This is a genomic window from Achromobacter sp. ESBL13 (assembly GCF_036668755.1).
Classification (GTDB): Bacteria; Pseudomonadota; Gammaproteobacteria; order Burkholderiales; family Burkholderiaceae_B; genus Achromobacter.
This window is the reverse complement of sequence record NZ_JAZEVT010000004.1, coordinates 201,167-216,082: the sequence shown is the minus strand read 5'-3', so window position 1 is coordinate 216,082 and position 14,916 is coordinate 201,167. Positions and strand designations below refer to the sequence as shown.

Here is a 14,916-nt window from a genome sequence, read left to right as displayed (position 1 = left end):
CATGTCCGCCTTCGACCCAAGCGCCGGCCTGGCCGCCTCCCCCTTTGTCGGACGCGGCGCGGAACTGCGCATGCTGGACGACGCCCTGGCCCGCGTGACGGTGCAGGGCAACGCCGAACTCGTGCTGCTGGCCGGCCCCGCCGGTTCGGGCAAGTCAACCTTGGTGGACCGGCTGGCGCAACGGGCGGAACTGGCCGGTGCGAGCTTTGCCGGCGGGAAAAGCGACCAGCAACTGCGCGACATTCCCTACGCCCCCATCACCGATGCCTTGCGCACCCTGACCATGGCCGCGCTGGGCCGCGATGAAGACGCGCTGGCGCCGCTGCGCGCGCGGCTCGTCGAACGCCTGGCGGGCCAGGGCCGGACCGTTGCCGAGATCTTTCCCGAGATAGAACACCTGATCGGCCGCACCGCGCCTTTGTCCAGCGTGCCGGCCAAGCAGGCCCAGCAACGCGTGCACAACGCCTTGCTGCAAACGTTTTCCGCCTTTGCACAGGCCGGCTATCCGCTGGTGCTTTTCATCGACGACCTGCAATGGGCCGACGCCGATACGCTGGCCTGGTTGAAGGCGTACACCGTCAATCCCCCTGCGCACGTGCTGCTGCTGGGCGCGTATCGCGACCAGGACCGCCAAACAAGCCAGGCGTTTGAATGGCTGATTCACGCCGACCGCTGGAACCCCATCCAGGTCACCCGCATGACGGTGGCGCCGCTGTCCACACACGACGTCTGCGAACTGACCGCCGCCGTGCTGGGCGGCGACGTCGATGCGGTCAAGCCGCTGGGGCAGGCGTTGCACCAGGTCACGGCGGGCAACCCTTTCTTTGCCCGGCAGCTGTTGTTGACCTTGATGGACGACGGCGTCCTGTCGTTCGACGCAGCATCGAAAACCTGGCTGTGGAACCCGGCCGACGTGATGAATCCGCGCTATGCGGCCAGCGTCGTGGACCTGATGGTGACCCGGCTTGAACGCTTTCCCGAAGACGGAAGGCGCTTGTTGAGCCAGATGGCCTGCGTGGGCCTGCGCAGCGGCGACGCGCTGCTGGCCCGCATTGCCGATCTGCCCGTGGCCGATGTGGCGGCCCGGCTGCAACCACTGGTCGATGCGGGCCTGCTACGCCACGACGACGGCGTCTATGTGTTCGCGCATGATCGTGTGTTGGAATCCGCGTACGCCATGACGCCGCCCGCGCAGCGCCCGCAAGCGCATGCGCGCATCGCCACGCTGATGGCGCAGCTATGGGCCGCCCAGCTTGGCGACTACGCCTTCGAAATCGCCAACCAGATCGAGCTTGCCGAGGGCGTTGACCCCACGCTGGCGCAACGCGTGGCGTTCGTGCGCGTGCTGACGCTTGCCGGGCGCCGCGCCAAGGAGGCGGCGGCGGTGCAGCAGGCGGCCCGCTACGTGGGCGCGGCCTGCCGGCTGATGCAGCCGGACTGGTGGACGACGCAGTACGCGTTGGCCTACGACGCCAGCCTGCTGCGATGCGAATGCCTGTTGGCGCAAGCCGAATTCGCCACGGCGGCGCAAGAGATCAGCGCCCTGCTGGCGCGCGAACTGCCGCCGATGGACAAGGCCGCGGTGCACCGGCTGAAGGCCGTGCTTCAAACGCTGCGGTCCGACTACGAAGGCGCAATCGGCGCGGCGCTGTCCGGTTTGGCGCTGCTGGACGTGCCCCTGACCCGCGCACCGTCCGCCGCCGCGCAGCGCGATGCGTATGACGTTGTCCGGCACAAGCTGGCCGGCCGCCCCATCGCCTCGCTGGGGCGCACGGCGATGACTCGCGACCGCCGCGTCCAGACCGTGATGGGGCTGCTGTCCACGCTGATCTCGTCTTTTTTCGTTGACGACGGCATCCGTTTCACGCATCTGGCCAAAATGGTGGAACTGACGCTGGACCACGGCGCCACGCCGGAATCCGCCTATGGGCTGTCGTGGTACGGCGTTTTCATCGCGGCGCAGTATGAGGACTATGAGGACGGCTTGGCCTACGGACTGGCGGGCATGGCGCTGGCCGAGCATCACGGCTTCGAGGCCGAGCGCATCGCCACGCTGGTGGCGGTGGACCAGGTCAGCCCCTGGACGCAACCGCTGAGCGTCGCGCTGGGGCACGTCCACACCGCCGTGTCGCTGGGCCGCGCGTCGGGCGACCTGGGCATGGCGTGCTACGCCAGCAACCACATCGTGTCCGACCTGCTGTTCATGGGCGAGCAGCTGCGCCTGGTCGAAGAGGAAATCGAACGCGGCCTGGCGCTCACGCGGTTGATCCAGTACGTAGACATCGAGCTGCTGCTCAAGGCGCAGCACGGGTTCACGCGGCGGCTGTTGGGTACGCCCTTGTACGTGGGCGACGAGCCCGCCTCCGAGCAGGCGCGCCGCACGCGGTCGGAATCCACCCGGTTCTGGATCTGGCTGTACGACGGCATGGGAGCCTTTTACTTCCATGACTACGCGGCAGCGGTCGACAGCCTGTCGCGCGCTGCCGCGCTGAAGTCGTCCGTGATCAGCCACATCAATACGGCGGATTGTCACCTGTACCTGGCGCTGGCCATGGCGCGTGCACCGGGCGCGGCGGCCGACCCCGCAGCCACCATCGCGGCGTTGCAGCCGCATCGCGCGCGCTTTGTGACCTGGAGCCAACTGAACCCGGCAACCTTTCTCAGCAAGCTGCAACTGATTGACGCCGAACTGGCCCGCCTGCGCCGGCAGCCGCTGGTGGCGCTGCAAAGCCTGGAGGCATCGTCCGACGGCGCGGGCGCGGCGGGCTTCGTGCACGAGCAAGCCCTGGCCCACGAGATGGCGGCCGGCCTGTGCCAGGCCAACGGCCTGATGTCGGCGGCCCGCCAGCATGTGCGGCTGGCCCACGCCAGCTATCGCCGTTGGGGCGCCAGCAAAAAAGCCGACCAGGTGTTTGCCACGCACGCGGCCTTGTTGGCGTTGCGCGCGGACGCCCCTGAACCGATCGAGCGCGACGGTGCGGCCAATGCGGCGGACTGGACCATCGGCGTGCGCGCATCGCAGCTGATTTCCAGCGAGGTGGTGCTTGACCGCCTGGTTGAAACGCTGATGACCAACATGATGGATTATGCCGACGCGCAATACGGCCTGTTGCTGCTGGTGCGCGGCGGAGCGCCGCTGATCGAGGCGTCGGCGCGCCGCGTGGGCGATACCTGCGCGGTCACGCTGGGCAGCGCCACCCCCACGGCGGACACGCTGCCGCTGACGGTGCTGCACAGCGTGCTGCGCTCGCACCAGACGCTGGTGCTGGCCGACGCGGTGGTGGATGCGCCGTCGATCCACGCGGCAATGGCCGCGACGCGGCCGCTGCGCTCGGTACTGTGCCTGCCGCTGATCCGGGGCGGCATGTTGCTGGGCGTGCTGTACCTGGAAAACAACGACGCGCCAAATGTGTTTGACGCCGGCCGCACGGCGGCGCTGGAACTGCTGGCGCCGCACGCGGCGATCTCGCTGGAAATGGCCGGGCTGTACGCACAATTGGTTGACGAGAACCAGCGGCGCGCGCAAGCGGAAATGAATTTACGCATGGCGCGCGCCGACCTCGCGCGCACGTCGCACCTGACGGTAATGGGGGGGCTGGCCGCCTCGATCGCGCACGAAGTCAATCAACCGCTGACGGCAATCGTGACGTCGGTCGGAGCCAGCCTGCGTTGGCTGAACCGGCCGGTGCCCGACATCGATGAAGCTCGCGAAAGCCTGAACCACATCAAGAGCAACGGCCTGCGCGCGGCCGAAATCATTCGTGCCCTGCGCTCGCTGGCCAAGCAGGCGCCCGCCGTGCTGGCGCCGGTGCGCGTGGACGATACCCTGGGCGACGTGCTGACGCTGACGCAGATGGAAATGGACGCGCAACAAGTGCGCCTGCTGACGCGCCTGGAATCCGACGCCGCGCTGGTCGAGGCAGACCGCACGCAACTACAGCAGGTGGTGCTTAACCTGGTCACCAACGCCATCGACGCCATGCACGCCACGCCGCAAGGACAGCGCCAGTTGATCGTGTCGTCGCGGCTGGAAGGCGACATGGTCGAGGTCAGCGTTGAAGACCGCGGCCCCGGCATCGCGGCAGAGGATCTGGGTCGCATCTTCGACCCCTTCTTCACCACCAAGGCGCAAGGCATGGGCATGGGCCTGGCGATCTGCCGATCAATCATCGAAGCGCATGGCGGCACCCTGCACGCGCAGCCGCTGACGCCGTGCGGCACCCGCTTCTCGTTCCAGCTGGCGCGCCTGCGCACGGCAAACTGACGTCCGCGGAAAGGACGTGGGCCAGCAAGGCCCATGCCCAAAAGCGCGCACACGGGCGGGTCCGGCACATGCTAGGCTGGCACTATTTCCCGCCCGTCCCACCCAGATGAAATCCTTTCTCCAGTCCGAGAAGTTTCTACTCCTGGCGTGCGTCATCGCCGTTGCCGGATACGCCGCCGATTCACCGCTGCGCGACGTTGGCCGAATGGCCAGCCTGGCGGAAACGACCATCCTGATCGGGGCCATCCTGTGTGCGTCGTTAAGCGTGGCGCGCCATGCCGAGCGCATCGCGCAAAAGCTGGGCGACCCTTACGGCAGCATGATCCTGACGCTGTCGGCGGTGCTGGTGGAAGTGATCGTGCTGGCCATCGTGTCGTCCAAGGGCGGCTCGCCCACGCTGGTGCGCGACAGCATCTATTCAGCGGTGATGCTGGACATCAACGGCATCCTGGGTGTGGCCGCGTTGATCGGCGGATTCAAGCATGGCGAGCAGGCCTACAACGATGATTCCGCGCGCACTTACAGCGTAATGATCCTTACCGCCGTGACGGTGTCGATGATCGTTCCGGAATTCGTGCCGCAAGCCAGCTGGCGTGCGTACAGCGCCTTTACCATCGTGGCGATGTTGCTGCTGTACGGCGTATTCCTGCGCATGCAGACCGGCCCGCACAGCTACTTTTTCAGCTACAGCTATCCCGAAAAGAAAACGCGCCGCAACCAGCCCGCGGCATCGCGGACCAGTTGGCGTCCGTCGGCCGCGATCATGGCGGCCGGCATCGTGGCCGTGGGTTTCCTGGCCGAACTGATGTCGCATTCGCTGGACCGCGGCCTGGAAGGCGTCGATGTGCCGATCGGCCTGATTGCCTTGATCGTGGCAGGCATTTCCGCCGCGCCCGAGATGCTGACCGCGCTGCGCGCCGCCCTGGCCAACCGCATGCAATCCGTGGTGAACATCGCCTTGGGGGCATCGCTGTCCACGGTGATCCTGACCGTGCCCGCCATGGAGGCCATGGCGTTGATCTCGGGCCAGCGCATCGTCATGGCAATGACGCCGCTACAGACGCTGATGATGCTGGTGACGCTGCTGGTCGCCGCCATCAACCTGAACGATGGCCAGACCAACGCCATTGAAGGCATGACGCACTTTGTGCTGTTCGGCGCCTTCCTGATGCTGCTGAGCCTGGGGCTGTAGCCGCCGGGGACCGGCGCCGGCGGGCATCAAAACCGCTGATGCTGATCGAAGGGCACCTCGGCGTCGGTCGGTTTTTCAAAAGTGGGCGCTTCGCCATTCAAATCCGCCACGTGGATGCGCGCCAGGCGCGTTGCTTCGTCGATCGCCGTCTGGGCCGACCGGTACGTGGTCTCGATGGCGATGCGTTCGCCCGGCTGCGGTGCGCCGGCCAGGGTCAGCGTATAGCCGATGCGCCACGCCCCGCCGTCTTCAACGGGCCGCTCGATCTGAAAATCCCACTTAGGCTTTTCCATGATTCCCTCCTGTTGAAACGCCCCATGCTACCGCGATTGCACGCGGCAAAAAATGGTCCCGGCAGCAGGCGCGACGGGCATGGCAATTGCTGCACAGCGGCTTTCACGGCCCACAGGAGACGCCATGATTTCCGAACGATTGCGCAGGTTGCGGCACATCGCGAAATTCGCTGCGGAACGTTCCGGCGATTACGTGGAGTTGGTGGGCATCGAGTTATCGCTGTATCGGGGGGCCTTGATTTCCACGCTGATCAGCGGGGTGGCGCTGGTGTTCTGCGCGCTGGGCACCCTGGGGTTCATCTCGGTTGCCGCCATCGTCACCTTCTGGGACACCGAATACCGCATGCTTACCGCGTGGCTGGTTGCCGCCGCCTGGCTGGTGGTGACCCTGATTTCGCTTGCCATCGCCCGCTACAACGCACCCAAGGGCTCGCCCTTTGCCGAACTGAGCCACCAGGTCCGACTGGATACCGCCGCCGCACGGAGCCACTATGCCCAAGACCACCACCCAGGCTGATAAAGACGCGCTGCTAGCCAAGATGGAGCATGACCGCCAAGTGCTGCGCCGGGCGGGCATCGCAAGCGCGCGTTCACCCTCGTTTGGCCAGGCGGGCGCGGCGTGGGCCAAGACCACCGCGCTGGCCGCCGGGGCGGCGCTGGGCTGGCCGCCCTTCCTGAAGCAACCGCTGCGCGCCATGACGGTGGTGGCGTTGCGGGCGCGCGTCGCCGAACTGCTGGACCGCCGCAATACCCGGCGCGTCAGCGGCATCCTGCCCGCGCCCGAGGTTGAACGATTGACGCGGTTGATCGCGGACCTGCGCGCGTCGATGGCGCGGTTGCAAGCGCTGGGGCCGGACGTGACGACGGGCGCGGACGCCATAGAAGCCGAGCGCCTGCGCATGCAGCTGGACGGGCACGTGCAGCGGCTGCGCGCTTTGCAGGGCGGGATGTCGGCGGATGCCAGCAAGCCCTTGCCGCCTTGAAAGGCTTTCACCCCTGCCGGTAAAACGCCGCGGGCGACACGCCGAAGTGCTTCTTGAACATGGCCGCGAACGCGCTTTGGCTGGTGTAGCCGTGTTCCAGCGCCACATCCACCACGCGCGCGCCGCCCGCCAGATGCTCCAGCGCCAACAGCAGCCGCGCCTGCCGGCGCCACTGGCCCAAGCGCATTCCCGTCTGTTGCAGGAACTGCCGATGCAAGGTGCGGGTGGACACGTGCAGCCGCGCCGCCCATTCGTCCAGCGTCAGCGCCGCGTCCGGCTGGCGCATCAGGGCATCGCAGAATTTTCGTAGCCGCGCATCCGCGGGCATGGGCAGATACAGCGGCAACACCGGCAGGCTGCGCAATTCCTGCAACAGCAGGTGCAGCAAATGCCAATCGCGAGAGCCACTGCGCTTGGGCTGGGTCACGTCCATTTCGACCGCCGCCACGATCAGTTCCCGCAGCAAGGGCGAAATATCCAGCACGCAGCTGCGGGCGGGCAGCTGCTTGTTGGCGCGGCTGTCGACAAACACGGTGCGCATGCGCACGGCCCCGCTCATGCGCACCGAATGCGCCACGTCGGCCTCCAGCCACACGCCGCGCGTGGGCGGCACCACCCATCTGCCGCCTTGCGCTTCGATGGTCATCACGCCCTGAATGGCGTAGAGCAACTGCGCGCGATCGTGGTGGTGGGGCCGGATCACGTGCCCATCGGCGTAATCCACCGCCAACGCGGCGGCGGGCGCGCCCGAGGCCACGAATGCGCTGTAGAAAGGGGAATATTCCATACCTTCAGATTGGCAGTTTTGCGATAACTTGCGACATAGTAGCGCCAGACGGACGCCACGCCCCCCGGCAACATGCAAGGCTTGTTTCGGAGACCTTCATGTCCATCACTTCCCTGCTCTTTCCCTTCATGGCCATCGTGCTGTGGGCGGGCAACGTCATCGTGTCCAAGCTGGCCGCGTCGGCCATTTCGCCCACGGCCATCACCTTCTATCGACTGATCCTGGCGCTGGCGCTGATGTCGCCGTTCGTGCTGCGGCCGCTGCGGCGCAACTGGGCATCGGTGCGGCCGCACCTGGGCAAGATGGCCATCAGCGGCCTGCTGGCCATGGCGCTGTTCCAAAGCCTGTCGTACCGCGCCGCCGAAAGCACCACGGCCACCAACATGGCCATCGTGACCGCGCTGGTGCCCTTGCTCACGGCCATCCTCAGCGTGATCGTGCTGGGCGAAGCGCTGACCGTCGGCATGGCCGTGGGCGGCGTGCTGTCTTTCGCGGGCCTGTTGTACCTGGTGGGCCAGGGCGACATCGCCGCCATCGCGCACAACGGCGTCCACGCGGGCGACCTGCTGATGCTGCTGGCTTCGTTGTCCTACGCGCTGTACGGCGTGCTGCTGCGCCGCTGGCGCTTGACGATACCGGCGTGGCAGGCGGTGTACCTGCAAGCCATCGCGGCCCTGGTTTTCATGCTGCCGTTCTTTTTGGTGCTGCCCGCGGGCAGCGCGTCGCTGGACGCGCGCACCCTGCCGTTGATCGCCTACGCCGGCATCGGCTCGTCCATCCTGCTGTCTTTCTGCTGGATCCAGGGCGTCAAGCACCTGGGACCCAACCGTTGCAGCATCTTCATCAACCTGCTGCCGGTGCTGACCGCCGTGCTGGCCGTGGCCATGCTGGGTGAGCAGATGCACGCGTATCACGTCATCGGCGGCAGCATGAGCCTGGCGGGCGTGCTGATTGCGCAGACGGTGCATCGGCCTCTGCATGCGGGCGCGGCGCCCAGCAGGCTTGCCGCGCAAGGCCTTGCGACGACGCCGGCTGCGCCCAGCCGGGCACGGCGCGCACGCTAACGCTATTCATTGCATGGCAGGTACGACGCTTGCGTGGGCCGCACATATCGCAAGAACCAAGGAAGCCCATGACGCCCAACCCCGACGGCTCGGCCCCATGCGCGGACGTGCTTATCGTGGGCGCGGGCATTGCCGGGCTTTCCTGCGCGACGTGGCTGGCGACGGCGGGCCTGCGCGTGGTGGTGCTGGAAGGCAGCCGCGTCGCGGGAGGCCGTGCGCGCAGCTGGGCGGACCCCACCACGGGGGACACCGTCGACATCGGCCCGCACGTATTGCTAAGCCGCTATGACAACTTCCTGGCCTTGCTCAAGCGTCTGGACACCGCCAACCACGTGGCGTGGCTGCCGCGCAAGCTGCTGACCGTGCAGGATGGCAGCCGCGCGTTTCCCGTCGTGACGGCGCCCTTGCCGGCACCGCTGCATTGGCTGCCCACCCTGCCCGCCGTGCTGCCCAGCGCAGGGTGGGCCGACCTGCTGTCCAACACCAAGGTGGCGTGGCAGGCCATGCACGGCACCGAAGCAGATTTCCTGAAGCTGGACACGCTGCCCGCCCGCCGCTACCTGCTGTCGATGGGCGTGCGCCCCGCGTTTGTGCGCTGGTTCTGGGAATCGGCCGCGCTGGCGCTGCTTAACGTGCCCTTGGCGCATTGCTCGGCCGCATCGATCCTTCGACTTGCCGCGCATATGCTGGGCCACCGCGACGTGCGCTTCGGCATTGCCAAAGTAGGTTTAAGCGACTTGTACATCCCCGCCGGCAAACAGGTGATCGAAGCCGCCGGCGGGTCGCTGCGGCTGAACCACAACGTCCGCACGGTGACGCGCCATGACAGCGGCTGGATGCTGGCTCTGGACAACGGCCAGGCGTTAAGCGCGCGGCATTGCGTACTGGCCGTGCCGCCCGACGCCTTGCGCGCCATGCTGGCCGCCGCGCCCCCTGCCGCAGCGCCGCAATGGCACGAGCCCAGCCCCTACATCAGCTGCTATCTGTGGTTTGACCGCCCGCTGACGAATGACGTGTTCTGGGCGCAGCCCTGGCCGCGCACGCAGTTGAATACTGACTTCTACGACTTGAGCAAAGTCAGGGACTTCAGCTTTTGCCGTGGCTCGGTCATCGCCAGCAACATTATCTGGAGCCACCGCGCGGCCGGCATGTCCGATGACGCCATCGTGGCGATCACGATGCAGGAACTGGCCGCCCGATGCCACACCCCGCCGCGCGGCCACCTGCTGGCACAGGCCGTCCACCGTATCCCGATGTCGGTGCCTGCGCCCCGGCCTGGCGGCGAAGCGCGGCGGCCGGGCGCGGTGCTGGACGACGGCTTATATCTGGCCGGCGACTGGACCCGCACGGAACTTCCCGCCTGCATGGAAAGCGCCGCGCGATCGGGCGCACTGGCGGCCGAAGCCGTGCTGGCGCACATGGGCAAGCCGCGTTCTGTCGCGCGCCCCCCACCCAAGATGGACGGTCTGGCGGGCTGGCTAAGGCGACGCCCCTAGCACGGCAACGGGCGCGCTAGACGCCGAACCGGGCCGACAAGTGTTGCAGGCGCGCGCTGGCCAGCGGTTCACGACCCGCCAGGAATGACAGCGGACCGTCCGGCTCGAAAAACCATCGCGCGGCGCCGCGACTCATTCGGCCGCGCAACATGCACCGCGTGCGGATGGGGCCGGAGTCGCCGTCCTGTACTGTCCAGATCGGCAAGCGCACCGGCACCTGCAAGCGCGACGGCGGCTCATATTGCAGCGTGGCCACTCGTCGGCCATCCACCGTGATCGACGCCGTGGCGCCGTCAGCAAACCCGGACGACGGGCCGTCAGACGACCCGGCCTGGAACACCCCCATGCGTTTCGGAATTCCCCATAGCGTTCGGCCACCGGCCGCTGCCGCTTCGTCGTCCACCCAGATAGGCCCGACGGTACATGCCGGGGCCACGATGCCGGACGATTGCACCGCCACGGCAAAAAGCAACTCGTTATAGGCCAGCGTGCCACCCGGTTCATAGCGAGCCCACACCGTCGCGCACAAGGCCTGACGGCCCAGAGACACGAGCCGCGCGCCGTTGGCCGCCGCCACGGGCAGCGCATCCAGCGGCACGCGCCAGACGCTGATCAGTGCCGAGCCCTGCAAGGACCACGGCGCGCGGGGAAACGGTGTTGCGGCTGGTGTAGACATGGGCGTTGCTCTCGGGTGTAACGGACGCAGCCCTGGGCCGGGCAGCGGCACGTTACCTGGCAGGGATTTGCCGGTGCAAGGCGCTTGCAGCAAGCCGTGTGCCGGGCAATGCGCGGCGCGGGCGTCGGCCGGCCACGGCCCCGGCTACGGCTACCGTGGTGCGTCCCCGCAGTGCTGTCCAGCGCGCTGGCGTTGTTGACGGCCGCACCAGAACGGGCAGCATCAGTGGGGGCACCATCAGTGGGGGCAGCGGCCCAGCGCCTGGTCGCGGGCGACGTCGCAGGCGCGATGACGCTACTGCCGTCAACGCCGCAGGCTGCGCTGATCCTGGCATCGGGGCAAGCGTTTGCCGCATTGCTATACGTGCTGCGCGCCGTCACCGTTGTAACGGCGGTGGCGCTTTACGGATTCATCGACCGGGAAGATCGCAGCGGTGTCGCACCGATACCCGCGCGTGGCCAACGTTCTGCGGGCGCGGTGGGTGATTGAAGGGAGGGTGTTGACGATCAAGGTGCCAGAGGGCGATCACCACGGCATCGCAGTCGCCCCTCCATTGCACGCCGTCACGACGGCGCATCCACCTCATTCTTTTCCTTCTCCTTCTTCTCCTTTTTTTCTCCATCGTAGTGAGACTTGATGGCGAGAAACATGCCCGTGCCCAACACCAGCAGCTTGAACGTACCGAAGACTACAGGGACCCAAAAGTTCATCATTTCCTCAAAACGCTGCTTCAGCAGCCTCATGTACTACTCGTGCCAGGCAAGTCGATCGGCAAAGCGTGCGACATCCGCGACGCGGATCATGATACGTGCGCCGGACGACCCATGCACTTTCAGAATTATCCCGTGATCCTGATCTACCGATCTGCACCGCATGAAAACGCTGCCAACTGCACCGTTTTTCGCGGCCTGCCCCGCTTGGCGGGCGTCTCGCGCATGATCGCGACGAACGCGTCGATGGATGGGTTGGGATTGTCGGGGTGCCGGGCGGCGGCTAGCTCTGCCCGGAAGGCGCCCGGCCCGCGTATGCCCAAATACGTCAACACATCCATGCGCATGCGCCCCAGCGAGGCCGGCACCACCGCCGCGCCAAAGCCGGCTTCGACCAAGGTCAGGATGGTGGGGATCATGCTTTCCTGGACGATGTCCGCGGGTTTGCCCGCGGCCTCGATCATCTGGCGCAGTACCTGGCTAAAGTACCGCGAGCGGTCGCGCGCATAACCGACCAGCGGCAAATCCAGCACCTGCGCCATCGTCACCCAGCGCTTGGACGCCATCGGGTGATCGGCCCGTAGCGCCAACACCATGGGCTCGGAATACAGCGGCACGGGCGCCAGGTCGGCATCCGCAAAAGGTGGCCGCAACAAGGCGAGATCCAGGCGGCGCTGGTGCAGCGCATCCGGCATCTCGCTGGAGTTCATTTCCTGCAAGTCCAGCATGACGCCGGGAAAACGCTGACGAAACGCGAACAGCGCTTGTGGCACATTCGAATAGGCCGCGCTGGGCGTCAGGCCAATCGTCAAGTGGCCGGCATCGCCGCTGGCCGCGCGCCGCACATGACGGATGGTGGCGTCGTGTTCGGCGGCCATCTGACGGATGCGGCGTTGCAGTTCCGCCCCTGCCGACGTCAGCCGCACCGAACGCGTGGTGCGTTCCAGCAACTGCACGCCCAGCTCCTCTTCCAGCTTGCGCACGCTTTGGCTCAATGGCGGCTGGCTCAGATGCAGGCGCTGGGCGGCGCGGCCGAAATGCAGTTCCTCGGCCACCACCGCAAACACGTGTAGCAGACGGCTGTCGATCAACATTTATTTTCCTGGCGAATTAATAACAAGAGAATAAGGTATTAGACAACCTAATCGCAGCTTTCCTACTATGCGTCGACAACTCAACGCCCGGGACAGAACCCGGCAATACAGCGGAGCGCCATGCGCATGACGACCTTGACCACCATGAAACTTCTGGCCGGCGCCCTTGCCGCCGGCCTGTCGCTGGCTTCTGCCGGCGCCGTTGCGCAAGCCGCCTACCCCACGCAGGCAATCAAGTTCATCGTGCCCTACGCCGCCGGCGGGAGCTCTGACACACGTTCGCGGCAGTTGGCACAAAAGCTCAGTGATTCACTGGGCGTGCCGGTGGTGGTGGACAACAAGCCGGGCGCCAGCGGAAATATCGGCACGGGCCAGATCGCCACGGCCAAGCCCGACGGCTACACGATCGGCTTGGGCAACTTTGCGCCATTGGCCGTGAACAAGGCCCTGTACAGCATGCCTTTCGATCCGGCGCGAGACCTGGCACCCATTGCGCTGATTGAACGCGGCCCCATGGCACTGGGCGTGAACGACAAATCCCCCTACGCCGACCCTGCCGCATTGATCGAAGATGCCAAGCGCAATCCCGAAAAACTGAATTACGCCTCCACAGGCGCGGGCAGCGCCTCGCACTTGAGCACCGAGTTGTTCAAGGAACAAGCCGGTATGAACGCCACCCATGTGCCGTACCGGGGCGGCGCGCCCGCCGTCAACGACCTGATCGCCGGCAACGTGGACTTCTATATCGAACTGCCCAGCCTGTTCCTGCCTCACGCCACGGGCACGGCGCCCCGCATCAAGATGCTGGCGGTGGCCGCCGACAAGCGCGTGCCCGGCTTGCCCAACGTGCCCACTTTCAAGGAACTGGGTCTGGCGCAGATGGTGGTGTCGAACTGGTTCGGCGTCATTGCGCCGGCCGGCACACCGCCCGAGGTAATCAAGACCTTGAACGAACACATCAATCGCGCATTGCAAGACAAGCCGTACCGCGACATCGTCGAGTCTCAAGGCGGAGAAGTTGCCGGGGGCACGCCCGAAGAATTCAGCGCCTTCATCGCCGGCGAAAGCGAGCGGTGGACGCAGCTGATCCGCCAAAAGCAGATCAAGGTTCAATGATGCGGCAAGCGCATTCAGCATGGTCACGCAGCAAGGATGGCGACGAGGCGATCAAGGCGTGGGTCTGGTTGACTGAGCCAGATCCCCTCCCGACCGGCGCGGCGGCGCCGCTGGCGGGCGTGGGGTTTGGCGTGAAGGACGTGATCGATGTCGCCGGCATGCCCACGCGATCCGGCTCTCCGGCGACTTCGCCCGCGCCGGCAAGCTGGGATGCCAGCTGCGTTGCGCAGTTGCGCGCGGCGGGCGCGGTGCCGATCGGCAAGACCGTGACGGCAGAGTTTGCCTACGCTTCGCCCGGCCCCACTCGCAACCCGCGCCTTCTCACCCACACGCCGGGCGGCTCGTCCAGTGGCTCGGCAGCCGCCGTCGCGGCGGGAATGGTCGACATGGCGCTGGGCACGCAGACCGGCGGGTCGATGATTCGCCCGGCGGCGTTTTGCGGCGTGGTCGGGTTCAAGCCCACCTTCGGCCGCGTCCATCGGCAGGGCATGAGCGTGTTGTGCGATTCGTTGGACACGATCGGCTGGTTCAGTCGCAGCGTAGAACAATCGCGCGCCATTGCATCGGTGCTGCTGCCGCAGAAAATTGCAGCGCAGCCGCCGACCAGACCGCCACGCGTTGCCCTGCTGGCCTGCGAAGCCATCGGCACGCTGGCACCCGCCGCGCGGCAGGCGCTGGAGGATTGCGCGGCACGGCTGCGTGATCAAGGCGCAAGCGTCATCACGCCCGAACTCGACAGCGACCTGAAGACACTGTTGCCGCTGCACACGCAGACCATGTACGCCGAGCTGGCGCGCGGACTACTGCCGGTGTTGCAAAGCCCTCAGGGTGATCTGATCTCGCCGGTATTGCGCGATGCCGTGATGCAGGGCCTGAAAATTTCCTACGCCGACTACGTGCAATGCCAGCACACGCGCGGCGAGCTGGCGCGGCAATGGCTGGAGCGCTTCGGTGATATCGACATTCTCATCACGCCCAGCGCACCTGGCCCGGCGCCGGCCGGGTTGCAGTCCACCGGGTCGTCGGCCTTCAACCGCGTCTGGTCGCTGTTGGGCTGGCCCGCTCTGCACCTGCCCACGGGGCTGACCGATAACGGTTTGCCCGTGGGTGTGCAATGCGTGGCGCGGCCGGACCAGGATCATGCCCTGTTGGCTTGGGCTGCCGACTGGCACGAGCGCATCGCGCCGACGGTCAACGCCGGGCAACGCTGATCAACACGTGTAGGCACGGGTGACCGCCGC

14 protein-coding genes are annotated in these 14,916 nt (G+C 66.6%); 9 read left to right on the top strand and 5 right to left on the bottom strand.

Annotated elements, in window-relative coordinates:
• The first annotated feature begins 1 nt into the window (after nt 1).
• Together V6F88_RS17760 and V6F88_RS17755 are read left to right on the top strand one after the other, a co-directional pair.
• On the top strand, nt 2-4,264 hold the full coding sequence (locus tag V6F88_RS17760; RefSeq protein WP_332611103.1) for an AAA family ATPase: 4,263 nt from the start codon (nt 2-4) through the stop codon (nt 4,262-4,264).
• 106 nt (nt 4,265-4,370) lie between these two features.
• A complete protein-coding gene (locus tag V6F88_RS17755) occupies nt 4,371-5,456 on the top strand; it encodes a calcium:proton antiporter (protein ID WP_332611102.1) in 1,086 nt (361 codons plus the stop codon).
• 26 nt (nt 5,457-5,482) lie between these two features.
• Here the strand turns inward: V6F88_RS17755 and V6F88_RS17750 are convergent, their stop codons facing one another.
• Complete coding sequence (locus tag V6F88_RS17750; RefSeq protein WP_332611101.1) at nt 5,483-5,749, bottom strand: hypothetical protein; 267 nt, start codon at nt 5,747-5,749, stop codon at nt 5,483-5,485.
• Between the two features lie 124 nt (nt 5,750-5,873).
• Between V6F88_RS17750 and V6F88_RS17745 the strand changes: the two genes are divergently transcribed.
• Both V6F88_RS17745 and V6F88_RS17740 read left to right on the top strand, forming a co-directional pair.
• The gene (locus V6F88_RS17745; protein WP_332611100.1) at nt 5,874-6,266 is read left to right on the top strand and encodes a phage holin family protein; all 393 of its coding nucleotides are present in this window, start codon (nt 5,874-5,876) and stop codon (nt 6,264-6,266) included.
• The gene (locus V6F88_RS17740; RefSeq protein ID WP_332611099.1) at nt 6,241-6,732 is read left to right on the top strand and encodes a hypothetical protein; all 492 of its coding nucleotides are present in this window, start codon (nt 6,241-6,243) and stop codon (nt 6,730-6,732) included. Before V6F88_RS17745 ends, V6F88_RS17740 begins: the two co-directional genes overlap by 26 nt.
• Before the next feature lie 7 nt (nt 6,733-6,739).
• Here V6F88_RS17740 and V6F88_RS17735 read toward each other — a convergent pair whose 3' ends face one another.
• Nucleotides 6,740-7,519, bottom strand: coding sequence for an AraC family transcriptional regulator (locus V6F88_RS17735; RefSeq protein ID WP_332611098.1), 780 nt, complete (start codon nt 7,517-7,519; stop codon nt 6,740-6,742).
• 98 nt (nt 7,520-7,617) lie between these two features.
• On the opposite strand from V6F88_RS17735, the gene V6F88_RS17730 reads away from it, so the two are divergent.
• Nucleotides 7,618-8,583: a DMT family transporter gene (locus tag V6F88_RS17730; RefSeq protein WP_332611097.1), complete on the top strand. Its 966-nt coding sequence runs from the start codon at nt 7,618-7,620 to the stop codon at nt 8,581-8,583.
• Nucleotides 8,584-8,651: 68 nt separating this feature from the next.
• Nucleotides 8,652-10,079: a hydroxysqualene dehydroxylase gene (locus V6F88_RS17725; protein ID WP_332611096.1), complete on the top strand. Its 1,428-nt coding sequence runs from the start codon at nt 8,652-8,654 to the stop codon at nt 10,077-10,079.
• A gap of 16 nt (nt 10,080-10,095) precedes the next feature.
• Here V6F88_RS17725 and V6F88_RS17720 read toward each other — a convergent pair whose 3' ends face one another.
• Nucleotides 10,096-10,755, bottom strand: coding sequence for an acetoacetate decarboxylase family protein (locus tag V6F88_RS17720; protein WP_332611095.1), 660 nt, complete (start codon nt 10,753-10,755; stop codon nt 10,096-10,098).
• A gap of 225 nt (nt 10,756-10,980) precedes the next feature.
• Between V6F88_RS17720 and V6F88_RS17715 the strand changes: the two genes are divergently transcribed.
• The gene (locus V6F88_RS17715) at nt 10,981-11,244 is read left to right on the top strand and encodes a hypothetical protein (RefSeq protein WP_332611093.1); all 264 of its coding nucleotides are present in this window, start codon (nt 10,981-10,983) and stop codon (nt 11,242-11,244) included.
• Nucleotides 11,245-11,318: 74 nt separating this feature from the next.
• Here the strand turns inward: V6F88_RS17715 and V6F88_RS17710 are convergent, their stop codons facing one another.
• Both V6F88_RS17710 and V6F88_RS17705 read right to left on the bottom strand, forming a co-directional pair.
• Nucleotides 11,319-11,498: a hypothetical protein gene (locus tag V6F88_RS17710; protein ID WP_046803852.1), complete on the bottom strand. Its 180-nt coding sequence runs from the start codon at nt 11,496-11,498 to the stop codon at nt 11,319-11,321.
• A 113-nt stretch (nt 11,499-11,611) separates the two neighbouring features.
• A complete protein-coding gene (locus V6F88_RS17705) occupies nt 11,612-12,559 on the bottom strand; it encodes a LysR family transcriptional regulator (protein WP_332611090.1) in 948 nt (315 codons plus the stop codon).
• A 126-nt stretch (nt 12,560-12,685) separates the two neighbouring features.
• Between V6F88_RS17705 and V6F88_RS17700 the strand changes: the two genes are divergently transcribed.
• Nucleotides 12,686-13,675 (top strand): Bug family tripartite tricarboxylate transporter substrate binding protein, encoded by a 990-nt coding sequence (locus tag V6F88_RS17700; RefSeq protein ID WP_332611088.1) that lies wholly within the window; start codon nt 12,686-12,688, stop codon nt 13,673-13,675.
• 68 nt (nt 13,676-13,743) lie between these two features.
• Nucleotides 13,744-14,886: an amidase gene (locus V6F88_RS17695; RefSeq protein WP_332611086.1), complete on the top strand. Its 1,143-nt coding sequence runs from the start codon at nt 13,744-13,746 to the stop codon at nt 14,884-14,886.
• Nucleotides 14,887-14,916: the final 30 nt, after the last annotated feature.